This window comes from Kitasatospora sp. NPDC002227 (genome assembly GCF_040296285.1).
Classification (GTDB): Bacteria; Actinomycetota; Actinomycetes; order Streptomycetales; family Streptomycetaceae; genus Kitasatospora.
The window spans coordinates 209545-226943 of record NZ_JBEOWY010000005.1 but is presented as its reverse complement, the minus strand read 5'-3'; the positions used below and the strand labels follow the sequence as shown (position 1 = coordinate 226943).

The 17399-nt window shown below is 71.6% G+C and carries 16 protein-coding genes and 1 pseudogene; 4 read left to right on the top strand and 13 right to left on the bottom strand.

What is annotated here, in order from left to right; translation table 11 throughout:
- Positions 1 to 102: 102 nt before the first annotated feature.
- Complete coding sequence (locus ABT095_RS07075) at positions 103 to 390, top strand: RNA polymerase-binding protein RbpA (protein ID WP_254553118.1); 288 nt, start codon at positions 103 to 105, stop codon at positions 388 to 390.
- Between the two features lie 56 nt (positions 391 to 446).
- Here ABT095_RS07075 and ABT095_RS07070 read toward each other — a convergent pair whose 3' ends face one another.
- From ABT095_RS07070 to tkt, 9 genes and pseudogenes are all read right to left on the bottom strand, one after another.
- The gene (locus ABT095_RS07070; protein ID WP_350528262.1) at positions 447 to 1850 is read right to left on the bottom strand and encodes an amidase; all 1404 of its coding nucleotides are present in this window, start codon (positions 1848 to 1850) and stop codon (positions 447 to 449) included.
- A gap of 84 nt (positions 1851 to 1934) precedes the next feature.
- Positions 1935 to 3443 carry a M35 family metalloendopeptidase gene (locus ABT095_RS07065; RefSeq protein WP_350528261.1) on the bottom strand — a complete coding sequence of 503 codons (1509 nt, stop codon included), beginning with the start codon at positions 3441 to 3443 and terminating at the stop codon, positions 1935 to 1937.
- Between the two features lie 127 nt (positions 3444 to 3570).
- Positions 3571 to 3703, bottom strand: a pseudogene (locus tag ABT095_RS07060) (chloramphenicol phosphotransferase); the annotation flags it as partial.
- 25 nt (positions 3704 to 3728) lie between these two features.
- Positions 3729 to 4214: a carboxymuconolactone decarboxylase family protein gene (locus ABT095_RS07055; protein ID WP_350528260.1), complete on the bottom strand. Its 486-nt coding sequence runs from the start codon at positions 4212 to 4214 to the stop codon at positions 3729 to 3731.
- A 137-nt stretch (positions 4215 to 4351) separates the two neighbouring features.
- Positions 4352 to 5140 carry a 6-phosphogluconolactonase gene (gene pgl, locus ABT095_RS07050; protein ID WP_350528259.1) on the bottom strand — a complete coding sequence of 263 codons (789 nt, stop codon included), beginning with the start codon at positions 5138 to 5140 and terminating at the stop codon, positions 4352 to 4354.
- Complete coding sequence (gene opcA / locus ABT095_RS07045; protein ID WP_350528258.1) at positions 5137 to 6288, bottom strand: glucose-6-phosphate dehydrogenase assembly protein OpcA; 1152 nt, start codon at positions 6286 to 6288, stop codon at positions 5137 to 5139. Before opcA ends, pgl begins: the two co-directional genes overlap by 4 nt.
- Positions 6285 to 7850 (bottom strand): glucose-6-phosphate dehydrogenase, encoded by a 1566-nt coding sequence (zwf, locus tag ABT095_RS07040; protein WP_350528257.1) that lies wholly within the window; start codon positions 7848 to 7850, stop codon positions 6285 to 6287. Before zwf ends, opcA begins: the two co-directional genes overlap by 4 nt.
- A gap of 37 nt (positions 7851 to 7887) precedes the next feature.
- On the bottom strand, positions 7888 to 9003 hold the full coding sequence (gene tal, locus ABT095_RS07035; RefSeq protein ID WP_350528256.1) for a transaldolase: 1116 nt from the start codon (positions 9001 to 9003) through the stop codon (positions 7888 to 7890).
- A 93-nt stretch (positions 9004 to 9096) separates the two neighbouring features.
- Positions 9097 to 11196: a transketolase gene (gene tkt, locus ABT095_RS07030; RefSeq protein ID WP_350528255.1), complete on the bottom strand. Its 2100-nt coding sequence runs from the start codon at positions 11194 to 11196 to the stop codon at positions 9097 to 9099.
- Between the two features lie 444 nt (positions 11197 to 11640).
- On the opposite strand from tkt, the gene ABT095_RS07025 reads away from it, so the two are divergent.
- Positions 11641 to 12579, top strand: coding sequence for a heme o synthase (locus ABT095_RS07025; RefSeq protein WP_350528254.1), 939 nt, complete (start codon positions 11641 to 11643; stop codon positions 12577 to 12579).
- Between the two features lie 45 nt (positions 12580 to 12624).
- Here ABT095_RS07025 and ABT095_RS07020 read toward each other — a convergent pair whose 3' ends face one another.
- Positions 12625 to 13266, bottom strand: coding sequence for a DUF2461 domain-containing protein (locus ABT095_RS07020; protein ID WP_350528253.1), 642 nt, complete (start codon positions 13264 to 13266; stop codon positions 12625 to 12627).
- A gap of 85 nt (positions 13267 to 13351) precedes the next feature.
- Here ABT095_RS07020 and ABT095_RS07015 point away from each other — a divergent pair, with 85 nt between their 5' ends.
- Positions 13352 to 13678 (top strand): hypothetical protein, encoded by a 327-nt coding sequence (locus ABT095_RS07015; RefSeq protein ID WP_502884829.1) that lies wholly within the window; start codon positions 13352 to 13354, stop codon positions 13676 to 13678.
- A 54-nt stretch (positions 13679 to 13732) separates the two neighbouring features.
- On the opposite strand, the gene ABT095_RS07010 is transcribed toward ABT095_RS07015, so the two are convergent.
- The gene (locus ABT095_RS07010) at positions 13733 to 14698 is read right to left on the bottom strand and encodes a COX15/CtaA family protein (protein ID WP_350528251.1); all 966 of its coding nucleotides are present in this window, start codon (positions 14696 to 14698) and stop codon (positions 13733 to 13735) included.
- 184 nt (positions 14699 to 14882) lie between these two features.
- Between ABT095_RS07010 and ABT095_RS07005 the strand changes: the two genes are divergently transcribed.
- Positions 14883 to 15485 (top strand): LAETG motif-containing sortase-dependent surface protein, encoded by a 603-nt coding sequence (locus tag ABT095_RS07005; RefSeq protein WP_350528250.1) that lies wholly within the window; start codon positions 14883 to 14885, stop codon positions 15483 to 15485.
- 100 nt (positions 15486 to 15585) lie between these two features.
- Here ABT095_RS07005 and ABT095_RS07000 read toward each other — a convergent pair whose 3' ends face one another.
- Together ABT095_RS07000 and ABT095_RS06995 are read right to left on the bottom strand one after the other, a co-directional pair.
- Positions 15586 to 16350 (bottom strand): ABC transporter permease, encoded by a 765-nt coding sequence (locus ABT095_RS07000; protein WP_350528249.1) that lies wholly within the window; start codon positions 16348 to 16350, stop codon positions 15586 to 15588.
- Entirely contained in the window at positions 16347 to 17267 is a 921-nt protein-coding gene (locus tag ABT095_RS06995; RefSeq protein ID WP_350528248.1) for an ABC transporter ATP-binding protein, read from the bottom strand. The genes ABT095_RS07000 and ABT095_RS06995 overlap by 4 nt, the downstream gene beginning before the upstream one ends.
- Between the last annotated feature and the right edge of the window lie 132 nt (positions 17268 to 17399).

The following is a 17399-nucleotide window of genomic DNA, read 5'->3' as shown; positions in this document are numbered from 1 at the left end:
TCGGGGCGCGGGCGCGGCCAGATCGCATCGCACCAGCACGCAGGGAGTCAGATCGTGGCAAGTGGCAACGCCATCCGTGGCAGCAGAGTCGGAGCCGGCCCGATGGGCGAGGCGGAGCGCGGCGAGTCCGCCCCCCGCAGCCGGATCTCCTTCTGGTGCGCCAACAAGCACGAGACCCGCCCCAGCTTCGCCGCCGAAGCGGTCATTCCCGAGACCTGGGACTGCCCCCGCTGCGGTTTCCCGGCCGGCCAGGACGAGCACAACCCCCCGGCCCCGTCCCGCAACGAGCCCTACAAGACCCACCTCGCCTACGTCCGCGAGCGTCGCACCGACGCCGACGGCGAGGCGATCCTCGCCGAGGCGCTGGCCAAGCTCCGCGGCGAGATCTGAGCTGTGCCTTCGCCGAAGGGCGCCACCGTCCTGACGGTGGCGCCCTTCGGCATGTCTCAGGCCTGGATGCGGCGCCAGGGGCGGTCGGCCTCCAGGGCGAAGGCCAGCTCCAGCAGGAGGCGCTCCCGGCCGTGCGCGGCCGAGAGGTGGACGCCGATCGGCAGGCCGCTGTCGGCAGCGCCGCCGGGCAGGGCGACGGCCGGGCCGCCGGAGACGTTGTTCACCGGGGTGAAGGCGACGTAGCGCAGCAGACGCTCGATCAGCTCCTCGAACGGGACGTTCGGGCTCAGGTGCCCGATCGGCGGGGTCACGTGGGCGAGGACGGGGGAGAGGATCGCGTCGTAGCGGTCGAAGATGCCCGCGTAGGTGGCCTCCGCCGCGCGCAGCCGCCGCAGCACGCCCGGCGTGCGGCGGAACTCGCGCTGGAAGCTGCGGCGCAGACCGGTGGTGAGGCCGTCGAGGTCGCGGGCCCGGAAGCCGGGGTCGATCAGCAGCCGGCCGCTGACGGCGATCGCCCAGGCGATGTAGCCCCAGTACGAGACGAAGTCGCGGGAGAACTGCGCGTGGAAGGGCAGGGTGGTCGGCTCGACGCGGTGCCCCAGGGCCTCCAGCCGGGCGGCGGTCTCCTCCACGGCGCGGCGGGTGGGCCCGTCGGCCTCGGCGATCGGCGAGTCCACCACCAGGCCGATCCGCAGCTCTTTCGAGGCGGGGCCCTCGACCAGGCCGATCGGCGGCAACTTCGGGTTGGCGTAATGCTGTTCGGCGGCGGCGAGGAAGGCGGCGGTGTCCCGGACCGAGCGGGTGAGGACGCCCTCCGTGACGATGTCCAGCGGCAGTCTGCCGCTCTGCTCGTTGCCGACCAGCCGCCCCCGGGTCGGCTTGAGGCCGACCAGGCCGCAGGCGGCGGCGGGGATGCGGATCGACCCGCCGCCGTCGTTCGCGTGCGCGATCGGGACGACCCCCGAGGCGACCAGGGCCGCCGAGCCGCCCGAGGAGGCGCCGGCCGAGTGCGAGGGCAGCCACGGGTTGCGGACGGGCTCGGCGGCCGCGTACTCGGTGGAGGCGTTCAGGCCGAACTCGGGCAGCCGGGACTTGCCGAGCACGGCGAGGCCGGTGGCCAGGAACTGGTCGGCGAAGCGGGCGTTGCGCCGGGCGGGCCGGGCCCGGTAGGCGGCGCTGCCGTTGCCGGTGGGCAGCCCGCGCAGGTCGACGTTGTCCTTGAGGTAGGTCGGCACGCCCCACAGCGGCCCGCCGATGCCCGCCCGGCTGATCGCCGGCCGCTGGTGCGCGTCGTGGGCGACGGGCACCAGCGCACCGTCGATCCGGGCCGCCCGGGCGGCGGCCGCGGCGACCAGCTCCCGGGGGTTGACCTCACCGGCGCGCACGAGCGCGGCGAGCGCCACCGCGTCGTGCTCGCCGAGAGCGTCATCGGTGAACGCGTGGACCCGCTCGTCGAGCATCCGACTCCCCAACTCCTACTGACCGGTAGTCACTCCAGGAGCTTGGCAGTCTAGGGGTGCGCCGACGTCCTCGGACACCCCTGATCACGGCTGCAGCCGGGCCTGCAGCGCGTCGTAGGAGGCCGCCTCCTTCGGGTAGAACGCGACCGCCGCCGCGCGGATCGTGGCCAGCGAGGCGGCCAGCTTCCGCAACTCCTCCTCGTTCCCCGGCAGTTGCCGACCCAGCGCGAGGGCCCGGTCGAGGTCCTGGGACAGGAACGGGGAGACGGTCTCCAGCACGCTGCGTTCGGCGGCCGGTCCGGCGGCCAGCTCCGGGGTGCGGCCCGCCAGCCTGGCCCATCGAACGCGGATGTCGACGAGTTCGGCATACCCCAGGGTGTTGGCCAGCTCGGCCCACCGGGCCGGCGTCGGGGCGGTGGGCCGGATGGCCGCGAAGTGGGCCCGGAGCAGGTCGAGAGCCGCCTTCTCGCCAGGGCGGTCGTTGTCCACCATGAGGTCGACGACCGCCCGGCACTGCTGGGGGTACCCCTTGGGCAGGGGTTCGGCGGCCGGCTTGCCGGCGATCAGGGCGTCGATGATCAGGTCGGCCAGGTTCACCACGCCCAGGCCGGCCACGGCGCGCGGGATCTCCAGCCGACCGGTCGCCGGCTGGTAGACGACCGTCGTCCCGGTCAGGACGGGGACGGGCTCGGCGCCGGCCAGCGCGCCCTTCAGGGCTGCCAGGTGCCGGTAGATCCGGCTGACTGTGGTCTTGTCGGCCTGGTCCAGCCCGGTGCTGAGCAGGCCGGTCACCCGTTCGCCGATGAGGCCCAGGCTGTGCAGGGCGGCCTCGATCCGCAGCAGTCCGGTGTAGTCGGGCTCCTTCTTCCAGCCGGCCAGGGTGCTGGGCCAGAGGAGGTTGCCGAAGTCGGACTGGGCCACGCTGTTGGCGTCGTTGGCCCGCAGCCAGGCCCGGTTGAGCTGGAGGTCGGCGAGGGCCAGCGCGGCTCCCAGGTCCGTCGCGCCCCGCAGCTTGGCCAGTGCGTGGCGCTGTGCGGGGACGCGGCCCAGCTCCTGGTAGCGGCCCGGCCGCTGCTGGGCCCGCTCCGCGATCTGGGCGGCGGCCTCGGCGTAGGTGTCGGCGTTGTTCGCCGCCAGCGAGGCCGGCAGGTACCCCCAGGCCCAGCCGTCACGGTAGGCGTAGTCCTTGACCGGGAAGATCGGGCTCTCCTCCAGCGCGTGCGACAGCTCGTGGAGCAGGGTGAGCGCCCGGCTGGTGAGCGAGCGCTGGTTCGGCTCGGCCAGCAGGCCCGGCCGCAACTGCAGCTGCTGCAACTCGACCTTGGCGCCCCGGGAGATGAGGGTGTTCGCCTCCATCAACGGGTCGAGGCCCTCCTCGACCCGTACCAGCTTGAGCGCCAGCAGCTCGGCCAGCCGACCGCCGAGGCGCTGGAAGCGGGCGTGGAAGACCGTGTAGTCCGGCGCCGGGTCCAGCCCGTCCAGCACGTCCGTCGAATCCAGCTCGGTCTTGGTGGCCAGGGCGACGATCCGGTCGATCTCGTGCTTCAGCTGCGCCAGGGTCTGGAACTCGGTGGCGGTGAGAACTCGGCTCAAGGTGGCCCCTCTGCACGTACGGTGACGGTCGGGGGCAGCATGGCGTGCACCGATGCACAGTGGATAAACAACCTGACGGACAGTCAGGCTCCGTATTCGGACCACTGTTTCATTCGAACCGGGCGGCGATGACCCGGGCGCCCGCCCGGGCCATCGCGGCGACGCCCGCGATCCAGGCGGCCTCCAGCTCCCGGAAGCCCGCCCCGACGGTGGCCTCCGATGCCCGACTTTCCGGAGCTGGAGCCGCCGTTGGGCACGATCGCCTGAGTCAAGGCTCCACGGTAGTCAGCTGATCATGGCCTCGAACATTCCGGGCCGGTAGGAGCCGCCGCGCTGGTGGGTGATCACCGCCATCCGGTTGGCCGCGTTGATCAGCGAGACGAGGCAGACCAGGGCCGCGAGTTGGTCGTCGTCGTAGTGGGTGCGGACGGCGGCCCAGGTCCCGTCCGAGACCCCCTGGTGGGCGTCGGCGAGGCGGGTGCCCTCCTCGGCGAAGGCCAGGGCGGCCTGTTCGGCCTCGGTGAAGACGGTGCTCTCGCGCCAGGCGGCGACCAGGTGCAGCCGGGTCGGGTCCTCCCCGGCGGCGGTGGCCTCCTTGGTGTGCAGGTCGATGCACCAGCCGCAGCCGTTGATCTGACTGGCCCGCAGCGAGACCAGCTCCTGGGTGCTCCTCGGCAGCGGCGACTGCGTGATGACCATCCCCGCATTGGCGAACCGCTTGCCGAACTTGAGGCCGAGTTCGTTGCTCATCAGGTCGAACCGGGAGTCCATGGTTCCTTCTTCCGTGGTGTCTCAGAGGGACGACCACAAGACCCCGCCGACCCTGATCCTGTGACACCCGCGCAGCTGTGACCCCGGTCACGACGAAGGGGCGCACCGGAAACCGGTGCGCCCCTTCGCAGAGTCCGTCAGGCCGAAGCCGGCGGGTAGAGCCCCGGGGGGATCTTCGCGGCGGCGCTGCGGTCGAGGAGCCAGAGGGTGCGGGCCTGGCCGCGGGCGCCGGAGGCCGGGGCCTGGAGCTCGCCGGGGCCGGAGAGGGCCAGGGCGACGGCGTCGGCCTTGTCCTCACCCGCGGCCAGCAGCCAGACCTCGCGGGCCGAGCGGATGGCCGGGAGGGTGAGGGAGATCCGGGTCGGCGGGGGCTTGGGGGCGCCACGGACGCCCACCACCGTCAGCTCGGTCTCCCGGACACCCGGGTGCTCGGGGAAGAGCGAGGCCACGTGCGTGTCGGGGCCGACCCCGAGCAGCAGCACGTCGAAGGTGGGCACGCCGGCGCGGTCCCCGGGGAGCGCGGCCTTGGCCAGCTCCTCGGCGTAGCGGGCGGCGGCCGCCTCCACGTCCGAGCCGTCCGGCCCGTCCGAGGCGGGCATGGGGTGCACGCGGGACGGGTCGAGCGGGACGGCGTCGAGCAGCTCGGCCCGGGCCTGGACGGCATTGCGCTCCCCGTCCTCGGCGGGGACGAAGCGCTCGTCGCCCCACCAGAGGTCGAGCTTCGCCCAGTCCACCGCGTCGCGCGCCGGGGAGGCGGCGATCGCGGCGAGCAGGGCGTTGCCGTTGCGCCCGCCCGTGAGCACCACCGAAGCGGTGCCCCGGGCGGCCTGGGCGTCCACGATCCGGGTGATCAGGCGGGCCGCGGCGGCCTGCGCCATCAGCTCCTTGTCCCGGTGGACGACCAGTTGGGGGGTCGCGGCCGTCACGAGCCGCTCCGCTTGCGGGCCGGAGCCTTCTTGGCCGGGGCGGCCTTCTTGGCGACAGCCTTCTTCGCAGCGGGGGCGGCCTTCTTGGCAGCGGCCTTCTTCGCAGCCGGGGCAGCCTTCTCGGCCGCGGCCGCCGGCACTTTGGCCGTCACCCGCGCCGGGGCGGCCACGGCCGCCTCGATCACCGGTGCGGCCTCAGCAGTGGCCTCGGTCTCGGAGGCCGGCTCGCGCAGGCGCTCCACCGGGGTGCGGACGGCGGCCGAGTAGATGTCGTCCGGGTCCAGCCGGCGCAGCTCCTCGGCGATCAGCTCCGAGGTCTCCCGCCGCTTGAGGGCGACCTGACGGTCCGGCGCCCCCGGCATCGCGAGGGTGCCCATCAGGCCGTCCGGGCGGTCCAGGGTGATGGAGCCGCCCTTGGCCCGCAGCGTCACGGAGGTGATGCCGGGGCCGGCCGTGACGACCCGCTCGACCGGGACGCGCAGTCGGGTCGTGAGCCACAGGCCGAGCAGCTCGACGCTGGGGTTGTACGACTCGCCCTCGACCACGGCCGAGGTGATCTTGGCCGGGTGCTGGTCGAGCGCGGCGGCCAGCATCGAGCGCCAGCCGGTGATCCGGGTCCAGGCCAGGTCGGTGTCGCCGGGGGTGTAGCTGGCGGCCCGCTGGGCGAGCTGCCCGACCGGGGACTCCGCCGTGACGGCGTCGGTGATCCGGCGCTGGGCCAGCGCGCCCAGGGGGTCCTGCGCGGGGTGCTGCGGGGCGTTGTCCGGCCACCAGACCACCACGGGGGCGTCGGGCAGCAGCAGCGGCAGGACCACCGACTGCGCGTGCGCGGCGAGCTCGCCGTGCATGCGCAGGATGACGGTCTCGCCGGAGCCCGCGTCGGAGCCGACCAGGATCTCGGCGTCCAGCCGCGTCTCGGCCCGGGCCCGGGGCGAGCGGCCCGCCCGCTTGATGACGGCCAGTATGCGCGAGGGGTGCTCGCGGGAGGCCTCGTTGGCAGCCTTCAGCGCGTCGTACGCGCTGCCCTCGTCGGTGACGATGACGAGGGTGAGCACCATGCCGGCAGCGGTGGAGCCGCTGGCCCGACGGGCGTCCATCAACGCGGCGTTGATCTTGCTGGACGTGGTGTTCATCAGGTCGATCTTCATGGCCGGCGCCAGCTCCTGCCGTCTCGTGCGAGCATCTCGTCCGCCTCGGCGGGCCCCCAGGTCCCGGCGGGGTACTGGGCGGGCTTGCCGTGGGTGTCCCAGTACTTCTCGATCGGGTCGAGGATCTCCCAGGAGAGCTCGACCTCCTGGTGCCGCGGGAAGAGGTTGGCGTCGCCGAGCAGCACGTCCAGGATGAGCCGCTCGTACGCCTCCGGGCTGGACTCGGTGAACGACTCGCCGTAGGCGAAGTCCATCGTGACGTCCCGGACCTCGAAGGAGGTGCCCGGCACCTTGGAGCCGAACCGCACAGTGACGCCCTCGTCCGGCTGCACCCGGATGACCAGGGCGTTCTGCCCCAGCTCCTCGGTGGCGTAGGAGTCGAACGGCAGGTACGGGGCGCGCTGGAAGACCACCGCGATCTCGGTGACCCGGCGGCCCAGGCGCTTGCCGGTGCGCAGGTAGAACGGCACGCCCGCCCAGCGGCGGTTGTTGATCTCCAGCTTGATGGCGGCGAAGGTGTCGGTCTTGGAGTTGGGGTCGATGCCGTCCTCGTCCAGGTACCCGAGCACCTCCTCGCCGCCCTGCCAGCCGGCGCTGTACTGGCCGCGCACGGTGTGCTTGCCGAGGTCCGCCGGGAGCTGCACGGCGCTCAGCACCTTGAGCTTCTCGGCCACCAGCGCCTTGGGGTGGAAGGAGGCCGGCTCCTCGATGGCGGTGAGGGCCATCAGCTGGAGCAGGTGGTTCTGGATGACGTCCCGGGCCGAGCCGATGCCGTCGTAGTAACCCGCGCGGCCGCCGATGCCGATGTCCTCGGCCATGGTGATCTGCACGTGGTCGACGTACGACCGGTTCCAGATCGGCTCGAACATCGTGTTGGCGAAGCGGAGCGCCAGGATGTTCTGGACGGTCTCCTTGCCCAGGTAGTGGTCGATCCGGAAGACCTCGTCCCGGGGGAAGACCTGGTGGACGATCTCGTTCAGCTCCTGGGCGCTCTCCAGGTCGTGGCCGAACGGCTTCTCGATCACCGCACGGCGCCAGGAGCCCTTCGGCGGGTCGGCCAGGCCGTGCTTCTTCAGCTGCTGGACCACGATCGGGAACGACTTCGGCGGCACCGAGAGGTAGAACGCGAAGTTGCCGCTGGTGCCCTGGGCACCGTCCAGCTCGGCGATGGTCGCGGCCAGGCGCTCGAAGGCGTCGTCGTCGTCGAAGGTGCCCTGGACGAAGCGCATGCCCATGGCGAGCTGCTCCCAGACCTCCTCACGGAAGGGGGTGCGGGCGTGCTCCTTGACGGCGTCGTGCACCTCCTTCGCGAAGTCCTCGTCCTCCCACTCGCGGCGCGCGAAGCCGACGAGCGAGAAGCCCGGCGGCAGCAGGCCGCGGTTGGCCAGGTCGTAGATGGCGGGCATCAGCTTCTTGCGCGACAGGTCGCCGGTGACGCCGAAGATCACCAGGCCGGAGGGCCCGGCGATGCGCGGGAGCCTGCGGTCGGCCGGATCGCGCAGCGGGTTGACGGGCGCGAGCGGGGGGTCTCCCTGCTCGACCTCGGGAAAGGCGTTGCTCACGGGGTGGGCTCCGTAGTTCTCGGTGTGAGCGGGTCGGTCACTTCTCGGCGGCGAAGCCGGCCAGCGAGGCGGTGACGGTGTCGAGCAGCTCGGTCCAGGACTGCTCGAACTTCTCGACGCCCTCGTCCTCGAGCAGCTGCACGACGTCGTCGTAGTCGACACCGGCGGCGGCGATGGCGTCCATCACGGCCTTGGCGTCGGCGTAGTTCGGGGTGATGGTGTCACCGGTGATCACGCCGTGGTCGTCCGTGGCGTCCAGGGTGGCCTCGGGCATGGTGTTGACGGTGCCGGGGGCGACCAGCTCGGTGACGTACAGGGTGTCCGGCAGGGCCGGGTCCTTGACGCCGGTCGAGGCCCAGAGCGGGCGCTGCGGCTTGGCACCGGCGGCCTCCAGGGCCTTCCAGCGGTCGCCCGAGAACACCTCCTCGTACGCCTGGTAGGCCAGACGGGCGTTGGCGAGGGCGGCCTTGGACTTGAGCTCCTTGGCCTCGCCGCCGATCTTCTCCAGGCGCTTGTCGATCTCGGTGTCCACGCGGGAGACGAAGAAGGAGGCGACCGACTCGATCTGGGAGAGGTCCAGGCCCGCGGCCTTGGCCTGCTCCAGGCCGGTCAGGTAGGCGTCCATGACCGCGCGGTAGCGCTCCAGGGAGAAGATCAGCGTGACGTTGACGCTGATGCCCTTGGCGAGCACGGCGGAGATGGCGGGCAGACCGGCCTTGGTGGCGGGGATCTTGATGAACACGTTCGGGCGGTCGACCAGCCACCACAGCTGCTTGGCCTCGGCCACGGTGGGCTCGGTCTGGTGGGCCAGCCGCGGGTCGACCTCGATCGAGACCCGGCCGTCGCGGCCGTTGGAGGCGTCGTAGACCGGGCGCAGCACGTCGGCCGCGTCGCGTACGTCCGAGGTCGTGATCATGCGGATCGCCTCGTCGGTGGTGACCTTGCGGACGGCGAGGTCGCGCAGCTGGCCGTCGTAGGAGCTGTGTCCGCCGCCGATCGCCTTCTGGAAGATGGTGGGGTTGGTGGTGACGCCGACCACGTGCTTGCTCTGGACCAGCTCGGCGAGGTTGCCGGAGTTCAGGCGCTCGCGGCTGAGGTCGTCCAGCCAGATGGCCACGCCTTCGTCGCTGAGGCGCTTCAGTGCGTCAGTCATGGTGCTTCATCCCTCTTCATCGGTGGTGCTGTGGGGAGAACGTCTAATGGGCCGCGTACCCGATGTGCGGTCGGGTACGCGGCCCAGCGGTGCCTAGCGGGAGACGGCCTCGACCGTGCGCAGCGAGGCGCGGGCGGCGCCCGCCACGGCCTCGGCGGTCAGGCCGAACTCCTGGAAGAGCACCTTGTAGTCGGCGGAGGCACCGAAGTGCTCCAGGCTGATGATCCGACCGGCGTCGCCGACCAGCTCGCGCCAGCCCTGGGCGATACCGGCCTCGACCGAGACGCGGGCCCGGACGTTCGGCGGCAGCACGCTGTCGCGGTACGCCTGGTCCTGCTCGTTGAACCACTCGATGGACGGCATCGAGACGACCCGGGTCGGGATGCCGTCGGCCTCGAGCGCCTCGCGGGCGGCGACGGCCAGCTGCACCTCGGAGCCGGTGCCGATCAGGATCACCTTGGGGGCGCTGCTGGACGCCTCGGCCAGCACGTAGCCGCCCTTGGCGGTGCCCTCGGCGGAGCCGAAGACCTCGCGGTCCCAGGTGGGCACGTTCTGGCGGGTGAGCGCCAGGCCGACCGGGCCGGGGTGGCTGGTCTGGCGCTCGATGACGGTGCGCCAGGCGACGGCGGTCTCGTTGGCGTCGGCCGGGCGGACCATGGCCAGGCCCGGGATGGCGCGCAGCGAGGCGAGGTGCTCGACCGGCTGGTGGGTCGGGCCGTCCTCGCCGAGGCCGATCGAGTCGTGCGTCCACACGTAGGTGACCGGCAGCTTCATCAGCGCGGCCAGGCGGACGGCCGGGCGCATGTAGTCGGCGAACACCAGGAAGGTGCCGCCGAAGACGCGGGTCCTGCCGTGCAGCGCGATGCCGTTCATGGTCGAGCCCATGGCGTGCTCGCGGATGCCGAAGTGGATGGTCCGCCCGTACGGGCTGGCCGACTTCAGCGGGTTGCCCTCGGGGAGGAAGGAGCTCTCCTCGTCGATGGTGGTGAGGTTGGACTCCGCGAGGTCGGCCGAGCCGCCCCACAGCTCCGGGATCACCGCGCCGATCGCCTTGAGGGTGTCGCCCGAGGCCTTGCGGGTGGCGACCTCCTTGCCGGCCGGGAAGACCGGGATCGCCTTCTCCCAGCCGTCGGGCAGCTCGCCGATCTGGATCCGGTCGAACTCGGCGGCCCGCTCCGGGTTGGCGGCGCGCCAGGCGTGGAAGCCCTGCTCCCACTCGGTGCGGGCGGCCTTGCCGCGCTGGACCACCAGGCGGGCGTGGTCGATCACGGCGTCCGTGACCTCGAAGGTCTTCTCCGGCGAGAAGCCGAGCACCTTCTTGGTCGCGGCGATCTCGGCGTCACCGAGGGCCGAACCGTGCGCCTTGGCGGTGTCCTGGGCGTTCGGCGCCGGCCAGGCGATGATGGTGCGCATCGCGATCATCGACGGGCGGGAGGTCTCCGCCTTGGCCGCGGCCAGCGCGGTGGCCAGCGCGTGCACGTCCACGTCGCCGTCGGCCTTCGGCGTGATCCGCTGGACGTGCCAGCCGTACGCCTCGTACCGGGCCAGGACGTCCTCGGAGAAGGCCGTCTCGGTGTCGCCCTCGATCGAGATGTGGTTGTCGTCGTACAGCGCGACCAGGTTGCCCAGCTTCTGGTGGCCGGCCAGCGAGGAGGCCTCGGCGGAGATGCCCTCCTCCAGGTCGCCGTCGGAGACGATGGCCCAGATGGTGTGGTCGAACGGCGACTCGCCCGCGGCGGCCTCCGGGTCGAACAGGCCGCGCTCGTAGCGGGCGGCCATCGCCATGCCCACCGCGTTGGCGATGCCCTGGCCCAGCGGGCCGGTGGTGGTCTCGACACCGGCGGTGTGGCCGTGCTCCGGGTGACCGGGGGTGCGGCTGCCCGCGACGCGGAAGGCCTTCAGGTCGTCCAGTGACAGACCGTAACCGGACAGGTAGAGCTGGGTGTAAAGAGTAAGCGAGGTGTGCCCCGGCGAGAGCACGAAGCGGTCACGGCCGACCCAGCTCGGGTCGGTCGGGTCGTGGCGCAGGAAGCGCTGGAAGATCACGTAGGCGGCGGGGGCCAGCGACATCGCCGTCCCGGGGTGCCCGTTGCCGACCTTCTGGACTGCGTCCATGGCCAGGACACGCGCGGTGTCCACCGTCCGCTGGTCCAGCTCGGTCCACTCGAATGCGTTCGTCGGCGTGGTGCTCACCCTGTCTCAGGGCTCCTTCCGTAAATGAAGAGTGACCCCGTGATGGACCGGGTCTGCCACGTCGCTGTGGACCAGACTGAGGAGTGGTGCCGGTCACGGAGGGTTGATCCCGCTTCTGCGTGCGAGCCTACCGTCCGTGTGGCCTCCGCCTCGTCCGGCAGGACGCCCAGTCTGCGTCGGAGCCGGATTCGTACCGACTGTGGCAGGTTCCGTGTCCCACCTTGACCCGGTTCGGTGCGGTTCGCGCGTCCGAGGGGTAAGACGGGCGACGTCCCGGTTTGGGTGGGTTCACCCGGCGGTGTGCGGTTCCGCCTCGCCGGGGGACCCCGAGGCCGGTCGGGAGATATGGAGCGTCTAAGGTGGCGTGGTACGCGCAGCGCGAACATTCCGGGACCGAGTGGCCCCGTGGGCGCCTGCGAAGGTTCATCGTGAGTTGGGGTGTTCGTGACCGCCGTCGAATCCCGCCCTGCGGGGGTAGCCGGGGCGACCCCCGCGCACCGGCCGTTCGGGGCCCGTGTCGGGGCATTCGTCGCACTGACCAAGCCTCGGATCATCGAGCTGCTGCTGATCACCACCGTACCGGTGATGTTCCTGGCGCAGCACGGCGTGCCGAACCCGCTGAAGGTTCTGTACGTGGTGATCGGCGGCTACCTCTCGGCCGGCGGCGCCAACGCGCTCAACATGTACATCGACCGCGACATCGACGCGGTGATGTCCCGCACCGAGCGCCGCCCGCTGGTGACCGGCATGGTCTCCCCCCGCGAGGCACTGGTCTTCGGCATCTCGCTCGGCGTGGTCTCCACGGCCTGGCTCTGGACGCTGGTCAACCCGCTCGCCTCGATGCTGGCGCTGACCGCGCTCCTCTTCTACGTCTTCGTCTACACCCTCGGCCTCAAGCGCCGCACCGCGCAGAACATCGTCTGGGGCGGCATCGCCGGCTGCATGCCGGTCTTCGTCGGCTGGGCGGCCGTCACCAACTCGGTGTCCTGGTCGGCGCTGATCCTCTTCCTGGTCATCTTCTTCTGGACGCCGCCGCACTACTGGCCGCTGTCGATGAAGGTCAAGGACGACTACGAGCGGGCCGGGGTGCCGATGCTCCCCGTCCTCAAGGGCAACCTGGCGGTCGCCAAGCAGATCGTCATCTACTCCTGGGTCATGGTCGCCACCTCGCTGCTCCTGTGGCCGCTCGGCCACACCAGCTGGCTCTACCCGACGGCGGCCGTGCTGCTCGGCGGCTTCTGGCTCAAGGAGGCGCACGGCCTGTACGCCCGCGCCAAGGCCGGGGTCGTGGGGGCCAAGCTCAAGGAGATGCGGCTGTTCCACTGGTCCATCACCTACCTGACGCTGCTGTTCGTCGTGGTGGCGATCGACCCGTTCATCTGAGTGCTGACGTGAGAAAGGCCGACCCGTCCAGGTCGGCCTTTACTTTTACCTCGGGGGTAGTTCGCTGGGGCCCACGTGGCCGTCCAGCCAGTCCTTGAGCGGCGTCGAGGCCCGCAGGAAGGCGCTGACCCGGTCGGCGGCGGCCTTGGTGGCCAGCCACTTGGCGGGCTCCCACTCCTGCCAGGCGATCAGGCCCTTGTACCGCAGCAGTTCGATCCTCGGGTGGTCCTTCGGGTAGCCCCGGGGAGCCGTCTTCAGTGCGTCCCGCCCGACCACCTGGGGGCCCGCCTCGGTCACGGCCGCGATGACCCGCTCCAGCTCGGCCCCGCTGATGTCCTCCGCCACCGCCGCCCGGTAGCGGGCCAGCTGGTCGGTGGCGAGCTGGTAGTACCCGAGGCCGCAGGCGAGCCCGTCGGCCGAGAGCTGGACGTACCCGCCGGATTCGAGGTAGCCGCCGATGTGCGTCTTGTACGGCGACTTGTCGGCACTGAACCGCACGTCCCGGTTCGGCCGGAAGATCTTGCCGGGCCCGAACTCGTCCTCCAGCAGATCGAGCAGATCCGCCATCGGCGCGTGCACGGACTCGTCGTACACCGCCTTGTGGGCGGTCCAGTAGGCCTTGGAGTTGTCAGCCTCCAGGCCCGCGTAGAAATCGAGAGCGGCCACCGGCCAGCCATGGAAGGTCACCTCCCGAGCCTAGCCGCCAGGGCCGAGTGTGATGCTGCTGACGCTCGGTGTGGATCTGTGGCCAGGGGTGATACCCGCGAGTAGCATGCCGACCATGACCGCCACCACTGCCGCCGTGGACGCCCGGGCCGAGCGTCGCGCCAAGCGCATTGCCAAGCACATCGACAGCTTCGCCAAGCAGCACGGCGGGGCCGAGGGCGTCGTCGAGTACGTCGGTGCCGCTGCCACCCGGATCGTCATGGTCGGGGCGGACGGGGCCTGGGGTGACCAGGTCGCTCCCTCGTACGCCGTGGGGAAGCGGGCCGCCGAGCTGGCCGGGCTGACGCTGCAGGACAACTTCGAGGGCGAGCTGGGCCTCAAGGTGAAGACCAGCTCCTACGAGTGGAAGCGGATGGCCGGCATCCAGATCTGACGCCGCCGTACGCACGCGAAAGGGGCCCTCATTCGAGGGCCCCTTTCGCGTGTCTCAGGCGGTCTGGAGGGCCTGGGCGGGGAGTTCGGCCGGGGTGGCGGCCGGGCGGGTGCGCAGGGCGAGGGGGATGCGCAGGGCGGCGATCCAGACCAGGGTGGCGCCGAGCATGTGGACGCCGACCAGGATCTCGGGGGCCTGGGTGAAGTACTGGACGAAGCCCAGCAGGCCCTGCGCGAGCAGCACGACGAACAGCTCACGGGCCCGGGCCCTCGCGGCCGGCGGGGCCTTGACGGCGGCGAAGACGAAGATCACCGCGAGCGCCACGCCGAAGGAGAGGAAGGCCAGGTCCGCGTGGGCCTGGGCGAGGCGGTCGTAGTCGAGCGGGATGCGCGGCACCGGCTTGCCGTCCTTGCCGGGCGCACCCGGGTGGTGGCCGGCGCCGGTGACCAGCGTGCCGGCCGCGACCAGCAGCCCGATCACGGTGACCAGCACCCAGCTGAGCTGCGTGATCGGCCGGCTCACCAGGTGCTCCGCCGCGCCGTCACCCTCCTTGGACCGCTCCCACTGGTGCAGCGCGACCCAGACCAGGCCCATCGCGGCGATCAGGTGCAGTGCCACCGTGTACGGGTTGAGGCCGGTCAGCACCGTGATGCCGCCGAGCACCGCGTTGCTCATCACCAGCCAGAACTGCCACCAGCCGAGCTTGGTGAGGCTGCGCCGCCACGGCTGCGCACAGCGGGCGGCGAGCGTCGCCCAGGCGATGGCTGCGCACATCACGTAGGTCAGCATCCGGTTGGTGAACTCGATGACACCGTTGATGCCCATCGCCGGGGTCGGCGTGAGGCTCTCGCCGGTGCAGCGGGGCCAGGTGGTGCAGCCGAGGCCGGAGGCGGTGAGGCGGACGGCGCCGCCGGTGACGACGATGACCACGCTCATCACCAGCGCGGCGAACGCGGCGCGCCGGACGATCGCCGTGGACGGCTGCCAGCGGTCGGCGAGAAGGGAGGAGGGGGTACGCACCCGACCATCCTAGGTCGGCTTACAGCTGATCTTGGGGCGGGGCGGGGTGTGGGGAAGGGACGACTTCGGACGTCAAGAGGGCAGATTCGGTCGACTGCCCGGATAGCGCCGGTGCGGGCGGGTAGAGTCCGAAACTTCGAGGTCAACAGCCGCCCCTGGCAGGGGTGTTCGGGAGGGACGAAGGATGAACGTGCGGCGTGGGATAGCCGGGGTGCTGGTGGGAGTGGCCGCGCCGCTGGCGTTGGCCGGGAGTGCTTCGGCGCACGTTCCGACGTGGAGTGTGACGTGCGGCAAGGTCAGCGTGTCGCTGGCCAACTACAACAAGGACGCCCTGAACACCGTCACGCTGATCGTCGACGGGGAGAAGCTGCTCGACAAGAAGGCCTTCCCGGACAAGTACACGGGGGACTTCGCGGTCAAGGCGCACAGCAAGGACGTGAAGGCCGAGCTGATCGTCACCACCAACGAGGACCCGGACGGCAAGAAGGGCTGGTCGGTCGACCAGACCAAGACCATCGCCCCCTGCGAGAGCCCGTCCCCGCAGCCCAGCTCCCCCAAGCCGAGCACCCCGGCCCCCAGCACCCCGGCCCCCAGCACCCCGGCCCCGAGCAAGCCCGCGACCCACACCCCCACGCCCACCCCCACGCCGACCCCGACCGGCCCGGTGCTGGCCTCGACCGGTGGCGGCGGTGAGACGCCCCTGATCGCCGGGGCGGGCGCGGCGGTCGTGGTGGCCGGTGGCGCACTCCTCTTCGTCGGACGCCGCCGCAGCACCAGGCGTCACTGAGTCAGTTGCACTGTTCGGGGCGCGGGGAACTGCGCTGCCAACCATGCAGGGCCTGCGGCCTACCGCTTCGCGCAGTTCCCCGCGCCCCTGGACAGTGCATCTACTCCCAGCGGAAGAAGCGGGCCGCCAGGCCCAGGCCGACCGCCGCCCAGACCCCGAGAATCCCCAGGTCCGCCCACGGCATCCCGGCGCCGGTCTGGAGCACCGAGCGGAGTCCGTCCGACAGTGCGGAGATCGGGAGCAGCTCGAGGACGGACTGCACGGCCGCCGGGAACTTGCTCAGCGGCACGACCACCCCGCCCGCGAGCAGCAGCAGGATGAAGACCAGGTTGGCCCCCGCCAGGGTGGCCTCCGCCTTCAGGGTGCCCGCCATCAGCAGGCCCAGCCCCGAGAAGGCGGCCGTGCCGAGCACGAGCAGCAGCACCACGGCCACCGGGTTCCCGTGCGGCGACCAGCCCAGCGCCAGCGCGATCACCGACAGCAGTGCGACCTGCAGCGCCTCGGTGACCAGCACGCAGCCGGTCTTGGCCGTGAGCAGTGCCCACCTCGGCAGCGGGCTGGCACCGAGCCGCTTGAGCACGCCGTACCGCCGCTCGAACCCGGTGGCGATCGCCTGCCCGGTGAAGGCGGTGGACATCACGGCCAGCGCCAGCAGCCCGGGCGCGAGGAAGTCGACCCGCTTGCCCGGGCCCTCCACCGAGACCACGTCCACGACGCTGAACAGCACCAGCAGCACGGTCGGGATGATCACGGTGAGCAGCAGCTGCTCACCGTTGCGCAGCAGCATCTTCGTCTCGAAGGCCGTCTGGGCCAGCAGCATCCGGCCGACCGGAGCGGCCCCCGGAGCGGGGGTGTACGAGGTCATGAGCGGAGCTCCCGTCCGGTCAGGTCGAGGAAGACGTCTTCGAGGCTGCGGCGCTGCACGGAGATCCCCGAGGCGAGCACGCCGACGGACGCGCACCAGCCGGTGACGCTGGCGACCAGCTGCGGGTCGACGGTCGCCTCGACGCGGTAGTGCCCCGGCGTGGGCTCGGTGACGGCGGCGCGGTCGGGGAGGACCTTGGTCAGCGAGCCGAGGTCGAGTCCGGCCGGGCCGGTGAAGTGCAGGGCGGACTCGGAGCGGCAGAGCTCCGCCGGGGAGCCGTTGGCGATGACGCGGCCCCGGTCCACGATGGCGACGTGGTCGGCGAGCTGCTCGGCCTCGTCCATGTGGTGGGTGGTGACGACCACGCTGACGCCGTCGCGGCGCAGGTCGCGGACCAGCTCCCAGGTGGCGTGGCGGGCCTGCGGGTCGAGCCCGGCGGTGGGCTCGTCCAGGAAGACCAGTTCGGGGCGGCCGACCACGGCCATCGCCAGGGCGAGGCGCTGCTGCTGGCCGCCGGAGAGACGGCGGTAGGTGGTGCGGCCGCAGGAGCCGAGGCCGAGGCGCTCGACCAGGGCGGGCACGTCCAGCGGGTCGGCGTGCAGCTTGGCAGTGTGTTGCAGCATCTCGACGGCGCGCGCCCCGGCGTACACACCACCTGACTGCAACATGACGCCGACGCGGGGTTTCAACTGCCGCGCGTCCGACACCGGGTCCAGCCCGAGCACCCGGACGGTACCGGCGTCGGCCTTCCGGTAGCCCTCGCAGATCTCGATGGTGGTGGTCTTGCCGGCGCCGTTCGGGCCGAGCACGGCGGTCACCGCGCCGCGCGGAACGGCCAGCTCAAGGCCGTCGACCGCGGTCTTGTCGCCGTACCGCTTCACCAGGCCGGTGATCTCGACCGCAGGTTCTTCAGACATGCCAGCGAGTATAGGAATTCCTCACACACCGACCCCCCGCGCCCCGGATCAGGTAAGGCTTGCCTGCGTGACTGATGACACCCGTGAGGCCTGGGTCACGGCTTGTCGCAACGGAACCAATTACGCAACACT

Coding starts and splice junctions, on each gene's coding strand:
- ABT095_RS07075 (WP_254553118.1), top strand. CDS start 103: ATGGGCGAGGCGGAGCGCGGCGAGTCCGCCCCCCGCAGCCGGATCTCC.
- ABT095_RS07070 (WP_350528262.1), bottom strand. CDS start 1,850: ATGCTCGACGAGCGGGTCCACGCGTTCACCGATGACGCTCTCGGCGAG.
- ABT095_RS07055 (WP_350528260.1), bottom strand. CDS start 4,214: ATGGACTCCCGGTTCGACCTGATGAGCAACGAACTCGGCCTCAAGTTC.
- opcA (WP_350528258.1), bottom strand. CDS start 6,288: ATGAAGATCGACCTGATGAACACCACGTCCAGCAAGATCAACGCCGCG.
- tal (WP_350528256.1), bottom strand. CDS start 9,003: ATGACTGACGCACTGAAGCGCCTCAGCGACGAAGGCGTGGCCATCTGG.
- ABT095_RS07015 (WP_502884829.1), top strand. CDS start 13,352: ATGCCGACCATGACCGCCACCACTGCCGCCGTGGACGCCCGGGCCGAG.
- ABT095_RS07005 (WP_350528250.1), top strand. CDS start 14,883: ATGAACGTGCGGCGTGGGATAGCCGGGGTGCTGGTGGGAGTGGCCGCG.
- ABT095_RS07000 (WP_350528249.1), bottom strand. CDS start 16,350: ATGACCTCGTACACCCCCGCTCCGGGGGCCGCTCCGGTCGGCCGGATG.
- ABT095_RS06995 (WP_350528248.1), bottom strand. CDS start 17,267: ATGTCTGAAGAACCTGCGGTCGAGATCACCGGCCTGGTGAAGCGGTAC.